Raw genomic sequence first — 15,174 nt, 5'->3', positions numbered from 1 at the left:
GGCGGCCGAGGGACCGTAACGACCGCCTGCCCGCCCCCGATCACCGTCGCGCGAAGGGCGCGACGGGGTTCTTGAGGGTGCCGATCAGCTGGAGGGCAGCCGCCGGATCGGCGAGGTCGACCATCTGCTTGTTGTTCCGCAGCTGGAGGCGGTTCAGGCAGGACAGCGCGAACTCCTCCGCGAAGAGGTCGTAGCGCTCGAAGCGGTCCGCCAGGGCCGGCACCGAGTCCTGGTAGTCGTGGGCGCAGTCCGCCACCGCCCGCCAGAACGTTTCCTCGGTGCAGATGCCCTCGGAGGCCAGGACTGAGCCCAGGAAGCGGAAGAAGCAGTCGAAAACGTCCGTGAAGATCGACAGCAGCTTCATGTCCTCCGGGATGTCCGCCCGGACCCGCTCGACCGCGGGCGGCAGCACCGCGTCCGCGTCCATGACCACGATCTCCTCGGCGATGTCCTTGAAGATCGCCCGCTGCACCACACCGTCCTTGACGACGAGGATGGTGTTCTCGCCGTGCGGCATGTACGCCAGGTCGTACTGGTAGAAGCAGTGCAGCAGCGGGAGCAGGTAGGCGCGCAGGTACGGCTTCAGCCACTCGGCCGGGGTGAGGCCCGACTCCTCGATCAGCGCGCCGGCGAACGACCGGCCCTCGGAGTCCACGTGCAGGAGGGAGGCCATCGTCGCGAGGCGCTCGCCCTCCCGCAGGGAGTTCACCGGGGACTCGCGCCACAGTGCGGCCAGCATCTTGCGGTACGGCGAATACCGGTCGGTGGCGCGCTCGTACTGGCGGTGGTGGTAGCCGATCGCCGCGCGCTCGCGGATGATCGAGAAGTCGACGGACCGCAGGACCTCGTCGGACGCGATCAGCTGGTGCAGCCAGTCGTTGATGGCCGGGGTGGCCTCCATGTACGCGGCCGACAGGCCCCGCATGAAGCCCATGTTCAGCACCGAGATCGCCGTCTTGACGTAGTGCTTCGTCGGCGTGGTGGTGTTGAAGAAGGTACGGATCGACTGCTGCGGCAGGTAGGCGTCCTCGCCCTCGCCCAGCAGGACCAGGCGGCGGTTCGCGATCTCGGCCGCGAAGGTGACCGTGGTCTTGTTCCACCACTGCCAGGGGTGCACCGGCAGCAGGTGGTAGTCCGCGAGGTCCAGGCCCAGGGCGGCCAGCTTGGCGGCGAAGCCGGCGAGGGCCGCCTCGCCCAGCTCGGCCCGGATGAAGGAGTCGTGGTCCAGGCCGGCGCCCGCCGTGAAGGTGGAGACGTCCCTGCGGGCGGCGACCCACACCAGGTGGACCGGGCTCGCGGTCTCCGGCGCGTACGAGAGGTACTCGTGGACGCCGAAGCCCAGGCGGCCGTTGTTGGCCACGAAGCAGGGGTGGCCCTCGGTCATGCCCGTCTCGATGTCCTGGAAGGAGGACTTGGCGAGGACGGCGGCGGAGACCTGCGGCTTGGTGTACTTGAAGCCGGTGCCGGCCAGGGTGGAGGAGATCTCCTCCAGGTAGACGGGCAGCACCTCGGCGCTCAGGCCCAAGGCCTGCCGGAGCTCGATGTGGAAGTCGAGGGCGTCCAGCTCGGCCTGCCCGCCGTCCTTGTGGCGGGTGATGGAGGACTCCTCCACCGCCCAGTGGTCCAGCGCGTGCAGGACGGCGGTGAAGCGGTACTCGACGGCGCCGTCGTCGCTGAGCACCGAGTAGCGGTCCCCGCCCAGCGGCTTGGGGGTCAGCAGGCGTTCGTGGGAGAACTCCGCCAGTGCCTTGCGGACCAGCGCGCGGTTCGCGCGGGCCCACAGCTCGGGGGAGAGGTGGGAGATGGCGTCGGCCAGGCTCATATCGACACTTCCCGGGTGATGCCGGTGGCCGCCTCGAACCGGGCGCGGGTGCAGAAGCTGAGCAGGGCGGTCTTCTCCGGCTTCCGGACCTCGCGCTCGGGGACGAATCCGACCGCCTCGTTGAGGGCGTGCACCGCCGTGTTGCGGACGTCCGGCTCCACCACGACCCGCTGCGTTGCCGCGTCGGCGAAGAGGGCGGCCATCACCGTCGTGATCACGGCGCGGGTGAAGCCGCTGAGGGGCTGGTCGCTCGGCGCGACGAGGAAGTGCATGCCGACGTCGCCGGGCTGGGCGTCGTACAGGCCGACCAGTTCCAGCTCGCCCGGGTCGTAGCTCTCCATCAGGAAGGCGGGGCGGCCCTCGTGGAGGCCGATGAAGGCCTGGTGGTGCTCGTGCGCGGCGATCCGCATGTACTCGCGCTCGACGTCCGGCAGCGAGGCGTCCTGCATCATCCAGAACGAGGCCTTGGGGTGCGTGACCCAGCCGTGCAGCATCTCCGCGTCGGCGAAGGGGTCCAGCGGGCGGATGGAAAAGGTCCCGAGGGCCGGGTCCGTCCGGGTGAAGAGGGTGTCGGTGGTGCTCATACGTGCGTGCCTTCCGGGGCTGCGAACTGCTGGAACGCGATGGACTTCTCGACCTTGTAGTACTCGCGTCCCAGCAGCTCCCCGACGATGTAGGCATTGCGGTACGCGGCCATGCCCAGGTCGGGCGAGGTCAGGGAGTGGTTGTGGGTCGTGCCGTTCTGGAGGTACACCCCGCGGCCCGTGGTGTCGACGCTGTAGTTGCGGGCGGCGTCGAGGCGGCCGCGGCCGTCGAAGTTCAGCCGCTCGCGCACGGGGGCGAGGAAGTCGGGGACGCGGTACTTGTAACCGGTGGCCAGCACCAGCCCCTCGGAGGTGAGGGTGAAATCCCGCTCCTGCTCCTCCTGGCGCAGGCCCAGGGTGTAGGTCTGCGCGGTGGTGTCGTAGGCCGTGCTGTTCAGCGAGGTGTTGGTCAGCAGGGTGGTCGGCACCTCGCCCGGCATGGTGATCTTCTTCTGGTAGAGCAGGTCGAAGATGGCGTTGATCAGATCGCCGTCGATGCCCTTGAAGAGGTTCTTCTGCTGGGTCTCCAGCCGGTAGCGGGTGTCCTCGGGGAGGGCGTGGAAGTAGTCCACGTACTCGGGCGAGGTCATCTCCAGCGTCAGCTTCGTGTACTCCAGCGGGAAGAACCGGGGGGAGCGCGTGACCCAGTTGAGCCGGTAGCCGTACACGTCGATCTCGGCGAGGAGGTCGTAGTAGATCTCGGCGGCGCTCTGGCCGGAACCGACCAGGGTGATCGACTTCTTCTTCTGCAGCTCCGCCTTGTTCTGCATGTAGGCGGAGTTGTGCAGGAAGTCGCCGCCGAGGCCGGCGCAGGCCTCCGGGACGAAGGGCGGGGTGCCGGTGCCCAGGACCAGGCGGCGGGCCAGGTGGGTCTCGCCCTTGTCGGTGTGGACCTCGTAGAGACCGGCCCGCTCGTCGTAGGTGACCTCGGTGACGGAGGTGGAGTACAGGACGTTGTCCAGCCGGTCGGCGGCCCAGCGGCAGTAGTCGTTGTACTCGGCGCGCAGCGGGTAGAAGTTCTCCCGGATGTAGAAGGAGTACAGCCGGTCCTTGTCCTTCAGGTAGTTGAGGAAGGAGAAGGGCGAGGTCGGGTCGGCGAGGGTGACCAGGTCCGACATGAACGGCGTCTGCAGGTGGGCGCCGTCGAGGAACATCCCGGCGTGCCACTCGAAGTGCGGCTTGGACTCGATGAAGAGGCCGTCGAGCTCGTCGATCGGGCCGGTCAGGCAGGCGAGGCCCAGGTTGAAGGGACCGAGGCCGATTCCGATGAAGTCGTGGGGCTTAACGGTGGACGGCAAGGGATTCTCCCAGGAACTGCTCGGCGTGTGCGGCGAGAAGGTCGAGTACGGCCGCGATGTCGGCCGTCGTGGTCTGCGGGTTGAGGAGGGTGAACTTCAGGTACTGCTTCCCGTCCACCTTCGTGCCGGCGACGACGGCCTCGCCGGAGGCGAAGAGCGACTTGCGGGCGTGGAGCTGGGCCTCGTCGACGAGGTCCGCGGGGGCCTCCCCGCCGGGCAGGAAGCGGAAGACGAGGGTGGAGATCTGTGGCTTGACGACGACCTCGAAGCGCGGATCGGCCTCGATGAGGTCATGGCCGGCGGCGGCGAGGGTGACGACCTCGTCGAAGAGCGAGCCGACGCCGTCGGCGCCCATGACGCGCAGGGTCATCCAGAGTTTGAGGGCGTCGAAGCGGCGCGTGGTCTGGATGGACTTGTCGACCTGGTTCGGGATCCGCTCCTCGGCCATGCGGCGCGGGTTGAGGTAGTCCGCGTGGTACGTGGCGTGCTTGAGGGTGTCGCGGTCGCGGACCAGCATGGCGCTGGAGCTGACGGGCTGGAAGAACGACTTGTGGTAGTCGACCGTGACCGAGTCGGCGCGCTCGATGCCGTCGAGGAGGTGCCGGCGGGTGGGGGAGACCAGCAGCCCGCAGCCGTACGCGGCGTCCACGTGCATCCACGCGGAGTGCTCGTCGGCGAGGCGGGCGATCTCGGGGAGCGGGTCGATGGACCCGAAGTCGGTGGTGCCGGCGGTCGCGACGACGGCCATCGGGAAGAGGCCCTCGGCGGCGCAGTTCTCCAGCTCCAGCGCGAGGACGGAGGTGTCCATCCGGCGGTGGCGGTCGACCGGGACGGCGATGACGGCCTCGTAGCCCAGGCCCAGCATGGCGGCCGACTTCTGCACGCTGAAGTGGCCGGCCTCCGAGGCGAAGATGCGGAGTTTCGGGAGGACTTCGGCCTTCGTGAGGCCGATGCCCGCGTCCAAGGCCCGCTTCATGACGATCCGGCAGGCCTCGTCGCGGGCCAGCAGGAGCGCGTGGAAGTTGGACTGGCTGCCGCCGGAGGTGAAGATCCCGTCCGCGCTCTCGCCGAGGCCGATGCGGCCGGCGGTCCAGTCGATCAGGCGGCGCTCGATGAGCGTGCCGCCGATGGACTGGTCCCAGGTGTCGAGGGAGGAGTTGACGGCGGAGAGCACGGCCTCGCCGACCACCGCGGGGATGACCACGGGGCAGTTGAGGTGCCCCAGGTAGCGCGGGTGGTGGAAGTAGACGGCGTCGCGGAGGTAGACGTCCTCCAGCTCGGCCAGCGCGGCCGAGGCGTCGGCCAGCGGGGTGTCGAGGTCGATCCCGTTGACGACCGGGGCGAGCGCGTCGACGGATATGCCGGTGTGGGGCCGTTCGGTGGTGGCGAGTTTGGCGGCGACACGGTCGACGCCCTCGGTGACAGAACGCCGGTAGACATCCGCGGTCGTCTCGTTCAGCAGATGCTGGCGCATCAACTTTCCTCCGGGCAGGCGGGAGATGGGGGGGCTGGTGGGGCGCTGCTTAGGTTAGCCTAACCTAACCTGATCTCCAAACAGGGAAGGGTCCCGGCCATGGCCGGGACCCTTCCCTGAAATGCCTGGTGAACGGCGGGGTTGCACCTAGAGCTCGGACCCGGGGTCCTCACTCGGGGCCTTGCCCGCGTACGCCTCGGCGAGCAGTTCCTCCTCGCTCGCACCGAGTCGCCAGTAGCCGGTGAAGCGCACCGCGCGGCGGTCGAGGAGGTGTTCCTGCACGAAGTGGCGGCGCACCGCGCGGACCGTGCCCGCCTCGCCCGCGAGCCATGCGTACGGGGCTTCGGCGGCCGCCGGTTCGGCCGAGCGCAGTACGCCCAGTACCTGGTCGGTCCGCTCCCGGCCCGCGTTCTTCCGCACGATCCAGGTGATGTCCGCCTCGGCGGGGGCCTGCAGGTCCAGCCGGTCGTCCTCGTGCGGGACCTCGAACCAGGCGCGGACCCTGGTCCCGGCGGGCAGCCGGTCCAGGATCGCGGCCGCGGCCGGCAGCGCGGTCTCGTCCGCGTACATCCAGATCGCGTCGGCGGCGGCCGGCGGCTGGAACCGTACGGACTTGTTCTCGGCGACGGCCGGACCGATCGCGAGGATCCGCCGGCCGGTCACCGCCCGCCCGGCCCAGTGCGAGGCGGGCCCTGTGACATCAGCCGCTGCCGCGGCGGGATCCCCGTGGAGGACGAAGTCGATGTCGACCTCGTCCACGCCCTCGGGCGTACGGCGCTGCTCGCGCACGGTGTAGGAGCGCATCACCGGACGCTCCTCGTCCGGCATCCCGCGCCAGGCGGCGAACCAGGTGTCCTCGTCCGTGGACGGCAGCACGGTGTGCTCCCGTCCCGGCGGCGGAAGGAAGAGCGAGAGGCTCTGGTCGTAGCCGCCCGAACGGAAGTCCGCGAGGGACTCACCGCCGAACGTGACGCGCAGGAACGAATGGCCGAGGCGGCGCGTGCGGAGCACGTCCAGTGCGAAGAACCGGAAGTGCGCTGCGGCCGGGGCGTCGGACGCGGTGGCGGTCATGCGGAGGGTCCCCCTGGGATTCGGCCGGAGTGAAGGGTGGTCAGCTGACCTTCTTGGCGTTCTGGATGCCCTTCGCGAGGTCCTCGAGGATCTGGGCGCACTTCTCGTACGAGTAGATCGGCTCGGTGACGCGCGGGGTGATCTGGCCGGCCTTCACCGCGGGGAGCTCGGCCCAGGTGGCCTTCGCCTTCAACTCCTCCGGCTGCAGGGTGCCGGTGCGGTTGTCGAGCAGGATGACGTCGGCCTTGTACTTGCCGGCGTTCTCCCAGCTCAGGCTCTCGAAGAAGCCGCCCTCGTCCAGCTTCTCGGGGGTGACGAACTCGACGCCCAGCGACTTGAAGTACTTCAGGTCGGCCGAGGTGTCCGGCGTGGAGGCGTAGAAGAGGTCGGCGGAGCCGGAGCCGACGAGGACCTTGATGCCGGGGTTGGCCTTGGTGGCCTCGCGGACCTTCGCGGCGGCGGCCTCGAAGCGGGCCTTGCCGTCGACGGCGGCCTTGGCGTTCATGTCGGCGCCCAGGGACTTGGCGAGGTCCGCGGTGCGCTCCAGGGCCTTGTCCATGCTGACGTCGCCGCCGACGCCGATCGCGGCGGCCGGGGCCAGCTTCAGGATCTTGTCCTTGGAGGCCTCGGGCACGTACCAGTAGGAGCCGTCCCAGGTGTTGGTGACGAGCAGGTCGGGCTGGAGGGCCGCGTACTTCTCGACGTTGAACTCGTCGTAGACGTTGCCGAGGATCTCGACCTTGGAGATGTCCATCGAGCCGGCCTGGACGTCGGCCTTGCCGTCGGCGGTCTTGGTCGGGCCGAAGACGCCCTTGACCGGGATGCCGTAGTCGTACAGCGCGGCGGCGGTGCCGGTGAAGGCGACGATGTTCTTCGGCTTCGCCTTCAGGCTGACCTCCTTCTTGAGGTCGTCCGTGAAGGTCCACGGGCCCGAGGCCGCGCTGCCCTTGTCCTTGCCGCCGTCACCCTTCGCCGAGTCGGTGCCGCCGCACGCGGCGAGCGCCGCGACGAGGCCGAGGGCGCCGCCGGCCGCGATGAAACCGCGGCGGGAGAGGGGGAAGCTACGGGACTTGGGCATGTCGATGTCCGCTTTCGTGCGTGCAGGGCGGCTGCTGGGCCGTTCGCAGGGAAGGTTAGCCTAACCTTGGCTGCAAGCGGTAAGGGGCCCTAAGTTTCGCGGGCCCCCTCGCGCTGACCTGCGGAACTGACGGCCTCTGCCGACGTCTGCGGACCTACGGGCGTGCTGCGGTCAGCCGGAGAAGCCCAGCTCGCGCGCGATCAGCATGCGCTGGACCTCGCTGGTGCCCTCACCGATCTCCAGGATCTTGGAGTCACGCCACATGCGCGCCACCGGGTACTCGTTCATGAACCCGTAGCCGCCGTGGATCTGCGTCGCGTCACGGGCGTTGTCGACGGCCACCGTGGAGGAGTACAGCTTCGCGATGGCCGCCTCCTTCTTGAAGGGCTCCCCCGCCACCAGCCGGGAGGCCGCGTCGCGCCAGCCGATGCGGGCCATGTGGGCGCGCATCTCCATGTCGGCCAGCTTGAACTGGATGGCCTGGTTGTCGCCGATCGCCTTGCCGAAGGCGTGCCGCTCCTTGGCGTACTTCACCGACTCGTCCACACAGCCCTGGGCCAGGCCCGTCGCGAGCGCGGAGATGGCGATCCGGCCCTCGTCGAGGATGCGCAGGAACTGGGCGTAGCCGCGGCCCTCTTCGCCCACCAGGTTGGCGAGGGGGACCCGTACGCCGTCGAAGGACAGCTCGCGGGTGTCCGAGGCGTTCCAGCCGACCTTGGAGTAGGGCGCGGCCACCGTGAAGCCCGGCGTGCCGGACGGGACGATGATCGAGGAGATCTCCGGCCGGCCGTCTGCCTTGCGGCCCGTCACGGCGGTGACGGTGACCAGACCGGTGATGTCCGTACCGGAGTTGGTGATGAAGCACTTCGAGCCGTTGATCACCCACTCGTCGCCCTCGCGGACGGCGGTGGTGCGCGTGCCGCCCGCGTCGCTGCCCGCGCCGGGCTCGGTCAGGCCGAAGGCGCCCAGGATCTCCCCGGAGCACATCCTCGGCAGCCACTCCCGCTTCTGCTCCTCGGTGCCGAAGAGGTAGAGCGGCATGGCGCCGAGGGAGACCCCGGCTTCCAGGGTGATGGCGACCGAGGAGTCGACGCGGGCCAGCTCCTCCAGGGCGATGCCGAGGGCGAGGTAGTCGCCGCCCATGCCGCCGTACTCCTCCGGGAAGGGCAGGCCGAACAGGCCCATGCGGCCCATCTCGGCGACGATCTCGTACGGGAACTCGTGCCGCTCGTACAGGTCGCCGATCTTCGGGGCGACGACGTCGTGCGCGAACGCCTCCACGGTGCGGCGGAGTTCCTCGTGCTCAGGGGTGAGCCGGTGGTCGAGGGACATGATGTGACTACTCCTTGTGGGAGAGGGCGCGGACGGTACGGGAGGGGCTGGGTCGCCCCAGTTGTTCGGCCATCCACACGCTCGTGGCGGTGAGGGCGGCCAGATCGACCCCGGTCTCGATGCCGAGGCCGTCGAGCATCCACACCAGGTCCTCGGTCGCGAGGTTGCCGGTGGCGCTCTTCGCGTACGGGCATCCGCCGAGGCCGCCGGCGGAGGCGTCGACCGTGGTCACGCCGTGCCGGAGCGCGGCGAGGGTGTTGGACAGCGCCTGGCCGTAGGTGTCGTGGAAGTGCACGCCGATGCGGTCGGTGCCCACGCCCGCCTCATTGAGGCTGCCGAGCAGCTCCTGGACGTGGCCGGGGGTGGCGACGCCGATGGTGTCGCCGAGGCTCAGCTCGTCACAGCCGAGGTCGAGCAGCGCCTTGGCGACCGAGACCACCTGGCCGACGGGGACCGGGCCCTCCCACGGGTCGCCGAAGCACATGGAGAGGTAGCCGCGGACGTGCGCCTTCTCCTGCCTGGCGCGGGCCACGACGGGCTCGAACATGGCCAGGGACTCGGCGACCGTGCGGTTGAGGTTGCGGGAGGCGAAGGTCTCGGTGGCCGAGCCGAAGACGGCGATACGGGTGGCCCCGAGGGCCAGGGCGCGGTCGAGGCCGCGCTCGTTGGGGACCAGGACGGGCAGCGCCGCCTCGACGTCGCCGAGCAGTGGGAAGAGCTGCTCGGCGTCGGCGAGCTGGGGGACCCACTTGGGGTGGACGAAGCTGGTGGCCTCGATGGTGGTGAGGCCGGCGGCGGCGAGCCGGTGGATGAACTCGGCCTTGACGGCGGTGGGTACGGCCGTCTTCTCGTTCTGCAGTCCGTCGCGGGCGCCGACCTCGTGGATCCGGACCCGGGCCGGCAGGCCGGGGCTCGGGACGGTCATGGGCAGCCCGTTCATGCGCCCTCCTCCTCTTCCGGGGTGACCACGGCCAGGACCTGGTCCATGGCGACGGTGGTGCCGGGGGTGACGTCGAGCTCGGTGACGGTCCCGGCGTGCGGGGCGGAGATGACGTGCTCCATCTTCATGGCCTCGACGACCAGGAGGCTCTGACCGGCGGTCACCTTGTCGCCGACGGCCACCTTGACGACGGTGACGGTGCCGGGCATGGGGGCGGCGAGGGTCTCCGCGCCGCCGCGGCCGGCCCCGCTGAGGTTCGCCGCGACGGGGTCGTGGGCCTGGACGTGCCAGGAGTCCCCGTCGCGCCCGAGCCAGGTCCCCTCCGGGGAGGTGGCGTACGCGAAGCGGTGTGTGACCCCGTCGAGTTCGACGGTGAGGCGGGTCGCGGTGCGGCTGACGATCCGGCTGCGGACCGGTGCGCCGGGGCTCTGCCCGAGACCCCGCGCCTCAAACTCCCCCGGACTTCGTCCGGGGGTACCCGCAGGCGGGGCCGAGGGGGCCGCATCGCCGAGGGAGACCTCCGTCTCCGTGCCCCGGGGGCGGGTGCGGACCGTGATCGGGTCCTGGCCCGGGAGGCGGAAGTGGTGGACCGTCCAGGCGGGGGTGCCGCCGAGGCGCCAGCCGTCGGCGGCCCCGAACGGGTCGACCCACGCGGCGGCGCCGGCCGGTCCCGCAGGGTCCGCGCCGGAGCCGCCGGGACCCTCCCAGGCCGTCCGGCGATCGAGGACCGGGGTCTCGGGGCGGAGCCCCCCGTTCGGGGAAGGGGCGGGGTGGGGGAGAGAAGCCTGGGCCAGCAGCGCAGCCGTGGCGTACACCTCCGGCGGGACGCCCTCCGGCAGGAGGGACGGGAGGTCGCGCTCGACCAGGCCCGTGTCCAGGTCGCCGGACACCACGTCCGGGTGGGCCAACAGCCTCCGCAGGAAACCGGCGTTGGTCTGCACACCCAGGATCACCGTGTCGGCCAGGGCGCCCCGCAGGATCCGCAGGGCGGCCGCCCGGTCGGGACCGTACGCGATGACCTTCGACAGCATCGGGTCGTACGTCGACCCCACCGGCACGCCCGCCGTGAGCCCGGAGTCCGTCCGCACCGCACCGCCCGACGGCTCCGACAGGGCCAGCACCGTACCGCCGGACGGCAGGAAGCCCCGCGCCGGGTCCTCCGCGCACACGCGGGCCTCGATCGCATGGCCCGTCAGCCGGACCTCGTCCTGGGTGAAGGGCAGCGCCTCGCCGGAGGCGACCCGCAGCTGCAGTTCCACCAGGTCCAGCCCCGTGATCAGCTCCGTCACCGGGTGCTCGACCTGGAGGCGGGTGTTCATCTCCATGAAGTAGTACGAGGACGGGTCCTTCCCCGGGACGATGAACTCCACCGTGCCCGCGCCGACGTACCCGCACGAGCGCGCCGCCTCCACCGCCGCCGCGCCCATCGCCGCGCGGGTCCTCTCGTCCAGCAGGACCGACGGCGCCTCCTCGATCACCTTCTGGTGGCGCCGCTGCAGCGAGCACTCGCGCTCGCCCAGGTGGACCACGTTCCCGAAGGAGTCGGCGAGCACCTGGATCTCGATGTGCCGCGGCCGGTCCACCCACCGCTCGACCAGCAGCGTGTCGTCGCCGAAGGAGGACCGCGCCTCGCGGCGGGCCGCCGCGATCTCCTCGGCCAGTACGGCCGCCTCGCGCACCAGCCGCATGCCCTTGCCGCCGCCGCCCGCCGAGGGCTTCAGCAGCACCGGCATGCCGATCTCCTCGGCGGCGGCGACCAGTTCGGCGTCCGACAGGCCGCTGCCGGAGGAGCCGGGGACCACGGGCACGCCCGCCGCCTTCACCGTCTCCTTGGCCCGGATCTTGTCGCCCATCAGGGAGATCGCCGAAGCGGGCGGCCCGATGAAGGCCAGCCCGGCCTCGGCGCAGGCCTGCGCGAACGCCGCGTTCTCCGCGAGGAAGCCGTAGCCGGGGTGAACGGCCTCGGCGCCGGTGCGGCGGGCCGCGTCGAGCAGCCGCTCCACCGACAGGTAGCTCTCCGCGGCCGCCGCCGGGCCGATCCGGACGGCCGTGTCGGCCTCCCGTACGTGCCGCGCGTCCGCGTCCGCGTCGCTGAACACGGCGACCGACCGCACCCCGAGCTCCCGCAGCGTGCGGATGACCCGGACCGCGATCTCGCCCCGGTTGGCGACCAGAACAGTGCTGAACATCGAAGAAGTCCTCACGTCACATGCGGAAGATGCCGAAGCCGCGATCGCCCAGCGGGGCGTTCGCGCACGCGGTCAGGGCCAGTCCCAGCACCTGCCGGGTCTCCATCGGGTCGATGACCCCGTCGTCCCACAGCCGCGCGGTGGCGTAGTAGGCGTTGCCCTGTTCCTCGTACTGCGCGCGGACCGGGGCCTTGAAGGCCTCCTCGTCCTCGGCCGGCCACTCCTGGCCGGCGCCCTCGATCTGGTCCCGCTTGACGGTGGCCAGGACGGAGGCCGCCTGCTCGCCGCCCATCACGGAGATCTTGGCGTTGGGCCACATCCACAGGAAGCGCGGCGAGTACGCCCGCCCGCACATCGAGTAGTTGCCCGCGCCGTACGAGCCGCCGACGACCACGGTCAGCTTCGGGACCCGCGTGCAGGCCACCGCCGTCACCATCTTGGCGCCGTGCTTGGCGATGCCGCCGGCCTCGTAGTCCCGGCCGACCATGAAGCCCGAGATGTTCTGGAGGAAGAGCAGCGGGATGCCGCGCTGGTCGCACAGCTCGATGAAGTGGGCGCCCTTCTGGGCGGATTCGGAGAAGAGGATGCCGTTGTTGGCGACGATCCCGACCGGGTGCCCGTGGATCCGGGCGAAGCCGGTGACGAGCGTCTGGCCGAACTCCGCCTTGAACTCCTGGAAGCGGGACCCGTCCACGATGCGCGCGATGATCTCGCGGGCGTCATAGGGGGTGCGGGAGTCGACGGGGACCGCGCCGTACAGACCGTACGGGTCCACCTTCGGCTCTTCCGGCGCCTCGACCGACCAGGGCAGGGCTCCGCGGTCGGGCAGGGTCGCCACGATGTTCCGTACGATCCGCAGCGCGTGCGCGTCGTCCTCCGCGAGGTGGTCGGTGACGCCGGAGACGCGGGAGTGGACCTCGCCGCCGCCCAGCTCCTCGGCCGTGACCACCTCACCGGTGGCCGCCTTCACCAGCGGCGGGCCGCCGAGGAAGATCGTGCCCTGGCCGCGGACGATGACGGCCTCGTCGCTCATCGCCGGTACGTACGCGCCGCCGGCCGTGCAGGAGCCGAGGACGGCGGCGATCTGCGGGATGCCGGCGCCGGACATGCGGGCCTGGTTGTAGAAGATGCGGCCGAAGTGCTCCCGGTCGGGGAAGACCTCGTCCTGCATGGGGAGGAAGGCGCCGCCGGAGTCGACCAGGTAGAGGCAGGGGAGACGGTTCTCCAGGGCCACCTCCTGGGCGCGCAGGTGCTTCTTGACCGTCATGGGGTAGTACGTGCCGCCCTTGACGGTGGCGTCGTTGGCGACGATCACGCACTCGCGGCCGCTGACCCGGCCGATGCCCGCGATGACCCCGGCGGCCGGGGCCGCGCCGCCGTACATGCCCTCGGCGGCCAGCGGCGCCAGCTCCAGGAAGGGGGATCCGGGGTCGAGGAGGGTGTCCACGCGGTCGCGGGGGAGGAGCTTCCCGCGGGCGGTGTGGCGGGCGCGGGCCTTCTCGCCGCCGCCGAGGCGGGCCGCGTCGAGCCGGGCCCGCAGCCCCTCGGCGAGCTCGCGGTGGGCGGCCTCGTTGGTCCGCCAGGCCTCGGACGCCGGGTCCGCGGCGCTCGTCAGCACTGGTGCCTGCTGCATCGGTCGAGCTCCCTTGCTCGTTCCACTTGCTCGGTGCACGCTGTTAATGGTCGTTAACGCATGTACGGCTTAGGTTAACGACCGCTAACCGCCCTGTCTAGAATGGTTTCCCATGAGCACCAGAGCGGCCGCACCGACCCGTCGCGAGCAGATCCTCAGTGAGGCCGCCCGCCTCTTCGCCGCGCGTGGATTCCACGGCGTCGGCGTCGACGAGATAGGGGCCGCCGTGGGCATCAGCGGCCCCGGCCTCTACCGGCACTTCGCGGGCAAGGACGCCATGCTGGCCGAGCTGCTCGTCGGCATCAGTGAACGGCTGCTGACCGGCGGCCGCCGCCGGGTCGAGGAGGCAGCCGGGGATCCTGCCTCGCTCCTGTCCTCCCTCATCGACGGCCACATCGACTTCGCGCTCGACGACCGGGCGCTGATCACCCTGCACGACCGGGAGCTCGACCGGCTGCGGGAGGCCGACCGCAAGCTCGTACGGCAGCTGCAGCGGCAGTACGTGGAGCTGTGGGTGGCCGTCGTACGGGAACTGCACCCGGAGGTGGGCGAGGCGGAGGTACGGATCTCCGTGCACGCGGTCTTCGGCCTGCTGAACTCCACGCCCCACCTGGCGGCCTTGGGGCGGGAGGCGACGGAGTCACTGCTCCGGCGGCTCGCGCACGGGGCGTTCGGGGCGCTGTCGGGGTGAGCGGGCGAGGGGCCCAGGTCCGCAAGCTGGAATGGACGCGCCGCCTCCGCCTGGGCGGCGGCAGAATGGCCCGTATGCCGAAGCCGATAGAGACGCCCGTACCGAGCCGCGCCGAACTCATCGACCACCTGGTCCGCACGCGGATCGCGGGGGACGTCGCCACCCCGCGGGAGAACAACCTCTCCCACTACAGGAAGCTCGCCAACGGCGACCGGCACTACTGGCTCGGCCTGGACCTGGGCGGCCGGTGGACCGACGAGCAGGACGTCCTGGCGGTGATGGCCGAGCGCGTCGGCGTCGTGGACGACCCGGCGCACCGCGCCGGCCAGGACACGATCGACCCGGAACTGACCGTGGCCGGCCTGGACCGGATGGCGGCGCGGCTGCGCAAGGCGGCGCTGGACCGGCAGAGCGTGCTGCTGGCCACCGGACACCCGGGCGGGCTGCTGGACGTGCACCGTGCGACGGCGGCGGCCCTGCGCGCCGCCGGGTGCGAGATCGTCGTCATCCCGTCCGGCCTGGTGGCCGACGAGGGCTCGGTGTGGCAGTTCGCGGACGTCGCCGTGCTGGAGCGGGGGGCGACGCTGTGGCACACGCATTCGCCGGAACCGATGGCCGCGATCCTGGACGGGCTCGCCGCGGCGGGCCGCCCCCAGCCGGACCTGGTCGTCGCCGACCACGGCTGGGCCGGCTGCGCGGCCCAGCGGGGCCTGGACGCGGTGGGCTACGCGGACTGCAACGACCCGGCGCTCTTCCTCGGCGAGGCCGAAGGCACCCTCCAGGTGGCGGTCCCCCTGGACGACCACGTCCGCGACCCGCGCTTCTACGACCCGATGGTCGCCTACCTCCTGACCGCCGCGGGCCTCCTGGACACCTAGTCCCGGACTTCGCAGGTCACCCGATCGTGAAGATCAACCGGTCGCGATCGGTCGCCATCGGATAGTTGACGCCGTGCGGTCTGTCACGGCTGGGCCAACGCGGCCGAGATCGGCCAACGATCTTGAGTTGAGGCGTTCCTAACGGGTGACCTGCGAAGTACGGGCCTAGTGCTGTGACCGGAAA

12 protein-coding genes are annotated in these 15,174 nt (G+C 70.9%); 2 read left to right on the top strand and 10 right to left on the bottom strand.

Annotation, left to right across the window (positions count from 1 at the left end; genetic code table 11):
• Positions 1-40: 40 nt before the first annotated feature.
• The 10 genes from J7E94_RS32445 to J7E94_RS32400 all read right to left on the bottom strand — a co-directional run bounded on the left by J7E94_RS32445 (position 41) and on the right by J7E94_RS32400 (position 13,421).
• The gene (locus tag J7E94_RS32445; protein ID WP_215020411.1) at positions 41-1,822 is read right to left on the bottom strand and encodes an IucA/IucC family siderophore biosynthesis protein; all 1,782 of its coding nucleotides are present in this window, start codon (positions 1,820-1,822) and stop codon (positions 41-43) included.
• A complete protein-coding gene (locus J7E94_RS32440) occupies positions 1,819-2,406 on the bottom strand; it encodes a GNAT family N-acetyltransferase (protein ID WP_215020410.1) in 588 nt (195 codons plus the stop codon). The genes J7E94_RS32445 and J7E94_RS32440 overlap by 4 nt, the downstream gene beginning before the upstream one ends.
• On the bottom strand, positions 2,403-3,704 hold the full coding sequence (locus tag J7E94_RS32435) for a lysine N(6)-hydroxylase/L-ornithine N(5)-oxygenase family protein (RefSeq protein WP_215020409.1): 1,302 nt from the start codon (positions 3,702-3,704) through the stop codon (positions 2,403-2,405). The genes J7E94_RS32440 and J7E94_RS32435 overlap by 4 nt, the downstream gene beginning before the upstream one ends.
• Entirely contained in the window at positions 3,688-5,178 is a 1,491-nt protein-coding gene (locus tag J7E94_RS32430) for an aspartate aminotransferase family protein (RefSeq protein WP_215020408.1), read from the bottom strand. Before J7E94_RS32430 ends, J7E94_RS32435 begins: the two co-directional genes overlap by 17 nt.
• Before the next feature lie 147 nt (positions 5,179-5,325).
• Complete coding sequence (locus J7E94_RS32425) at positions 5,326-6,249, bottom strand: siderophore-interacting protein (RefSeq protein ID WP_215020407.1); 924 nt, start codon at positions 6,247-6,249, stop codon at positions 5,326-5,328.
• A 40-nt stretch (positions 6,250-6,289) separates the two neighbouring features.
• The gene (locus J7E94_RS32420; protein ID WP_215020406.1) at positions 6,290-7,327 is read right to left on the bottom strand and encodes an ABC transporter substrate-binding protein; all 1,038 of its coding nucleotides are present in this window, start codon (positions 7,325-7,327) and stop codon (positions 6,290-6,292) included.
• Between the two features lie 171 nt (positions 7,328-7,498).
• Positions 7,499-8,659 (bottom strand): acyl-CoA dehydrogenase family protein, encoded by a 1,161-nt coding sequence (locus J7E94_RS32415; RefSeq protein ID WP_215020405.1) that lies wholly within the window; start codon positions 8,657-8,659, stop codon positions 7,499-7,501.
• Positions 8,660-8,666: 7 nt separating this feature from the next.
• The gene (locus tag J7E94_RS32410; protein WP_215020404.1) at positions 8,667-9,599 is read right to left on the bottom strand and encodes a hydroxymethylglutaryl-CoA lyase; all 933 of its coding nucleotides are present in this window, start codon (positions 9,597-9,599) and stop codon (positions 8,667-8,669) included.
• Positions 9,596-11,788, bottom strand: a complete 2,193-nt coding sequence (locus tag J7E94_RS32405) for a biotin carboxylase N-terminal domain-containing protein (protein ID WP_215020403.1) — start codon at positions 11,786-11,788, stop codon at positions 9,596-9,598. The genes J7E94_RS32410 and J7E94_RS32405 overlap by 4 nt, the downstream gene beginning before the upstream one ends.
• A gap of 16 nt (positions 11,789-11,804) precedes the next feature.
• The gene (locus J7E94_RS32400) at positions 11,805-13,421 is read right to left on the bottom strand and encodes a carboxyl transferase domain-containing protein (RefSeq protein ID WP_215020402.1); all 1,617 of its coding nucleotides are present in this window, start codon (positions 13,419-13,421) and stop codon (positions 11,805-11,807) included.
• A 112-nt stretch (positions 13,422-13,533) separates the two neighbouring features.
• On the opposite strand from J7E94_RS32400, the gene J7E94_RS32395 reads away from it, so the two are divergent.
• Both J7E94_RS32395 and J7E94_RS32390 read left to right on the top strand, forming a co-directional pair.
• Positions 13,534-14,112: a TetR/AcrR family transcriptional regulator gene (locus J7E94_RS32395; RefSeq protein ID WP_215020401.1), complete on the top strand. Its 579-nt coding sequence runs from the start codon at positions 13,534-13,536 to the stop codon at positions 14,110-14,112.
• A gap of 65 nt (positions 14,113-14,177) precedes the next feature.
• Entirely contained in the window at positions 14,178-14,990 is an 813-nt protein-coding gene (locus tag J7E94_RS32390) for a phosphatase (protein ID WP_215020434.1), read from the top strand.
• The last annotated feature ends 184 nt before the right edge of the window (positions 14,991-15,174 follow it).

It is taken from the genome of Streptomyces sp. ISL-94, assembly GCF_018614075.1.
Lineage (GTDB): Bacteria > Actinomycetota > Actinomycetes > Streptomycetales > Streptomycetaceae > Streptomyces.
This window is presented reverse-complemented; position numbering and strand designations above follow the sequence as displayed.

Bases quoted from the DNA above. Each gene is read 5' to 3' on its own strand.
- J7E94_RS32445 (WP_215020411.1), bottom strand. From the start codon at position 1,822: ATGAGCCTGGCCGACGCCATCTCCCACCTCTCCCCCGAGCTGTGGGCC.
- J7E94_RS32440 (WP_215020410.1), bottom strand. From the start codon at position 2,406: ATGAGCACCACCGACACCCTCTTCACCCGGACGGACCCGGCCCTCGGG.
- J7E94_RS32430 (WP_215020408.1), bottom strand. From the start codon at position 5,178: ATGCGCCAGCATCTGCTGAACGAGACGACCGCGGATGTCTACCGGCGT.
- J7E94_RS32425 (WP_215020407.1), bottom strand. From the start codon at position 6,249: ATGACCGCCACCGCGTCCGACGCCCCGGCCGCAGCGCACTTCCGGTTC.
- J7E94_RS32420 (WP_215020406.1), bottom strand. From the start codon at position 7,327: ATGCCCAAGTCCCGTAGCTTCCCCCTCTCCCGCCGCGGTTTCATCGCG.
- J7E94_RS32415 (WP_215020405.1), bottom strand. From the start codon at position 8,659: ATGTCCCTCGACCACCGGCTCACCCCTGAGCACGAGGAACTCCGCCGC.
- J7E94_RS32410 (WP_215020404.1), bottom strand. From the start codon at position 9,599: ATGAACGGGCTGCCCATGACCGTCCCGAGCCCCGGCCTGCCGGCCCGG.
- J7E94_RS32405 (WP_215020403.1), bottom strand. From the start codon at position 11,788: ATGTTCAGCACTGTTCTGGTCGCCAACCGGGGCGAGATCGCGGTCCGG.
- J7E94_RS32400 (WP_215020402.1), bottom strand. From the start codon at position 13,421: ATGCAGCAGGCACCAGTGCTGACGAGCGCCGCGGACCCGGCGTCCGAG.
- J7E94_RS32395 (WP_215020401.1), top strand. From the start codon at position 13,534: ATGAGCACCAGAGCGGCCGCACCGACCCGTCGCGAGCAGATCCTCAGT.
- J7E94_RS32390 (WP_215020434.1), top strand. From the start codon at position 14,178: ATGGCCCGTATGCCGAAGCCGATAGAGACGCCCGTACCGAGCCGCGCC.